Source organism: Schaedlerella sp., from assembly GCF_056796775.1.
On sequence record NZ_JBQIKP010000077.1, the window covers coordinates 10,148 to 13,878 of the forward strand.

A 3,731-nucleotide genomic window follows, 5' to 3' on the forward strand; every position below is an offset into this window, starting at 1 on the left:
CCGCTTTTGCCGATCACGCTGTTTTCGTTGTAACCCTCCCCCGCATGCTCCTCCAGATCCTCGGCGGTCACATTTCTTACATAGCCGGTCAGATGCCCGGCTGCAGCACCGAATGGATATGTCCGCACCTCCACGTCGCTGATCATGACACCCGGGATGGCAAGCAGCACATCCTGCCGTGCTTTCTCCGCAAGCACATCTTCCTCCGGATCCAGCGCCATCAGATCAAGCTCACTGACCTTCGGAACCGTTTTGAGCGGAACGAAGGAATCCTCCGTCACCCAGGCTGCGTCCAGACAGTTCCGGATTGTTTCCGGATCCATGTCCAACAGCCTGGATAACTGATGTAAGGCATTTTCCCGATCCTCCAGCCTTCCAGGTACGAGTCCCACTGATGAGGCGGTTCCAGGCCCGGCAAGCATCCGTTCATTCCGATCCAATATTTTCCCCCGCTCTGCCGGGCTTGATTCGATACGCACCTTGTCTTCGGAGGCCAGCTCCGGGAAGATCAGGCCGTCATGCCAAATGATTTTATATCCATCCTCCGTATCTGTAAATTGCATTTCGTTTTCAAACCGGAGATTGCCGGCAAGGGTGTCAAAGGACATCTGGTAAGCTACGTTATCCTGTTCCCTGCTATTATTTCTATCATTTTCCAGAACCTCGACCCGGATATTTTCAATCTCTATTCCCTCATAAATAGCAGAATTCCGTTTTATAAAAGCTTCCTTGTCCGTATATGCGGAATGGGCCGGATCCGTCATCCGGTACATTTCCTCATATTCCTGCTGCCCAATCTGTTCCATATATCTGACAAGAAGCTCTTCCGGCGTCTCCCGGCCGCTGCCCCTCATGAAATAAACAATCCCGCAGACTGCTGCAAATGCTGCGGTTACAGACAGGACAGCCGCAGCGATGTGGATACGCTTTTTATTCCTTTTGCAAGGCTGCCTCCTTTTCCTTTCCATATCTGCCTCCATCCTCATGAAAATATTCCACCTGTACGGTTGGATGTTCCATTGCGTCTGTAGATACAATACCTTTTATTTCATATATCTTACACCTGTAGTATTTATGTGTCAAGAAAATCAAACCTCATTATTTGTTCAACCAACGCCAACAACGCTTTTGATGTAGTCCGGGGAATCCGGCGCGATTTTCAGTTTCTTCCGCAGATTGCTTACATGGTTATTGACTGTCTTACGAAAGTAACTTCTTTCCTTTTGAATAGAGCGAATTCCAATCCATCCCTATTTTCCTCCTTAGCTTTTATTTTTCAGCGACAGGGGCTTAACCCAAATTTCCATGTAGGCCATATCCTCCGCATCTCTGTAATACTTCTCTGCAGAGAAGGGCTCTGTGGCCAGACTGTGGTGCTGCAACCATGTACCAAAAAGGTACTTGCTGGCCTGATCCAAAGCTACCGTCACCAAATTCTCAAAATTTTCTGCTTCGACTCTGCAAACGATGTATTCTCCTGCCGAGAGTTCTCTCTTAACAAAACCATCTTGCAGCCGGTCCGGAATATTTTGGACAAGGCCGCCTGCAAAATAAGTGAAAAGGTTTTGTGCAGTACCTTCCGCATGGGACATTCCCATTTCAACAGTAGTATTTAGATTGGCTGCGATTGAAATTCTGTTTCTTCAAAACAGAAGATAGCTACTCTCGCCAGCGCTTCTGTCATAAGTCGGTTGCCTTGATAGGCAGTAGAAAGGCGAAATGCTACTTTTGCCATGCGGCCATTTTCAATGAGATACACCCACATATCCCCGATGACTTAGGCTTATTCTGCGCATAATCCTGTAATTTCATAAGCCACCTCTTAAAATTTGAATACCTGTCCCCAATCAAAATAGCCGGACTCTTCTGTACTTTTCGGCCATTCGCTGCACCATACGGGAACACCAGGCGTTTCAACTCGGTCAAAACTCGGAGTGTAGGGCTTGATGTCAAGCACGGGCGTATTGTCATTTGCGTCAATGAATGTAACACGAATCATGCCGTTACTGAAATCAATGTTAATAATTTCGGACGCTGTTAATGCAATAGGATTCGGACGCGCAGGAGATCGTGTTGCAAATACACCCATGACTTCGGGCGCACCTTTATAGGGCTGTTCTGTCTGTAATTCATTCCGGTCTGCGTCGTTGTCGCAATCGCTGAACCACCAAAGGACATTGATGTGGCTGAAGCCCTCTAAGGCTTGCAGTCCGGGAATGTACTCCGGCTCTAACTGAATAAATGTTCCATTTTCATCATTTTTTACTTTGCCAATGGCTTTTAATTGATAGGTCATATTTTTCCTCCTTGCTTTTGTTGGTAAAACCAGTATAAGACCTCACATCATGTGAGATGCAATAGGGAAAAATAAAAAACGCCCTACATTTTTAGCAGGACATTTCAAAGTCTATACAATCATGCGTGTTCCAGCGGAATCTGAAGCTCAATCAAATATTTTTCAGAGTTATTCTCATTCCACGGACCTCTATGCACGATTTGGCGCATCGGGTTAGACATTTTGTATTCGCTGTTTGTCTGCAACCATTCGGCAAAGGTAAGGTAGGCACCTTTTATATTTGCAAAATCGCCATAAACCATTGTGCAAGCCATATACGGGACTGGTTCTGTCATGTGGAAACAAAACGGCTCTTTTGTCTTTCCCATTTTCTTTACCGGGGCGCATAGCTCAATATCAACATCTGTCTCTCGAAATTCTGTATCGTAATAAATGGAAAATGTATTGCCCGTTATTTCTATTTTTTGCGCACCTGTAAAAGTAGAAAGTTCTTTCCATAAGTCGCCCTCGGAATAGTAGTTTGGTACAACTTTCCGCAAGGATAGCACCTGATACGCGGGGATCGACTTAACGGAGATGTTATAGTGCAGTTCTCCTTTACCACCCTGTATTTCACTTTTTGCAAGTTCGATCTTCCGCAGTTTTTCTCGTTCGGTCTGTATTGCATTTTCTATCTCTATGCGCTTTTTGTCAAGTTGTGCAAGAAGTGATTGCTCGTCCATCGTCAGGGCAAGCGCAATTTCCGAAACATTTAGTCCACTATCCCGCAAATACAGAATCTTATTTAGACGCGGTATTTGCTTTACTGAATACAGTCGGTGTCCCGTCCACTTGTCAACCTCTGCCGGTGTCAGAAGTCCTACCTCGTCATAGTAGCGAAGCATACGAATAGATACCTGCACCAGCTTTGAAAATTCACCTATTCTAAACATTTTATCACCACCTATCTATCATTATATCCATAGTTTTTGATACTTCAAACAGAAATTCGCATTAAGTAATATAGATTTATTTTGGCTAACTGATAGTGATGTGGCGCTTTTTCAAATACATTATCTCTTTTTCTTGTGTAGCTTTAAATCAATATTTTTCGTTGCCGCTGCATCCTGTAGTAATCCAGCAACAAAAGCGCTTTTTTCTTTGAGCGTCAGTGTTTCCATATCAGGTTGACGGTCGATTTCTTTAAGTACCGTTTGCAGTTCTTGCAACTCCAGCAGGTTGACGGCTACGCAAAAGAGTGTCTTTTTACGGCCATCATTATATTGGGATAGGAAAATCCCCAGAATGTTGGCCTTTTCCGCCTGCTCTGCATTATAAGCGTCTATTCCAAGGCGTTTGGCCTTTTCCATATCGGATTTTCGATTTCGATGTGTTATAAAGGAATCAAAATCGTCAATATGATCGTATTTTTCGCAAGGGTATTCGCTGCATTGGA

Annotated in this window: 5 protein-coding genes and 1 pseudogene; all 6 read right to left on the reverse strand. The window is 44.7% G+C overall.

Going from position 1 to position 3,731, the window contains the following annotated elements:
• Positions 1-968, reverse strand: a 968-nt coding sequence (locus ACTOY7_RS20595) for an NTF2-like N-terminal transpeptidase domain-containing protein (protein WP_482672770.1), incomplete at its 3' end; no start/stop codon positions are given.
• Positions 969-1,106: 138 nt separating this feature from the next.
• Entirely contained in the window at positions 1,107-1,244 is a 138-nt protein-coding gene (locus tag ACTOY7_RS20600; RefSeq protein WP_081643956.1) for a winged helix-turn-helix domain-containing protein, read from the reverse strand.
• Between the two features lie 18 nt (positions 1,245-1,262).
• A pseudogene (locus tag ACTOY7_RS20605) lies at positions 1,263-1,637 on the reverse strand (GyrI-like domain-containing protein); the annotation flags it as partial.
• Between the two features lie 185 nt (positions 1,638-1,822).
• On the reverse strand, positions 1,823-2,296 hold the full coding sequence (gene tsaA, locus ACTOY7_RS20610) for a tRNA (N6-threonylcarbamoyladenosine(37)-N6)-methyltransferase TrmO (protein WP_016220572.1): 474 nt from the start codon (positions 2,294-2,296) through the stop codon (positions 1,823-1,825).
• A 119-nt stretch (positions 2,297-2,415) separates the two neighbouring features.
• Entirely contained in the window at positions 2,416-3,228 is an 813-nt protein-coding gene (locus ACTOY7_RS20615) for a MerR family transcriptional regulator (RefSeq protein ID WP_016220573.1), read from the reverse strand.
• A gap of 120 nt (positions 3,229-3,348) precedes the next feature.
• Positions 3,349-3,731: DUF3795 domain-containing protein (locus ACTOY7_RS20620; RefSeq protein WP_482672771.1), on the reverse strand; the 383-nt coding region annotated here is incomplete at its 5' end.

Bases quoted from the DNA above. Each gene is read 5' to 3' on its own strand.
- tsaA (WP_016220572.1), bottom strand. From the start codon at position 2,296: ATGACCTATCAATTAAAAGCCATTGGCAAAGTAAAAAATGATGAAAAT.
- ACTOY7_RS20615 (WP_016220573.1), bottom strand. From the start codon at position 3,228: ATGTTTAGAATAGGTGAATTTTCAAAGCTGGTGCAGGTATCTATTCGT.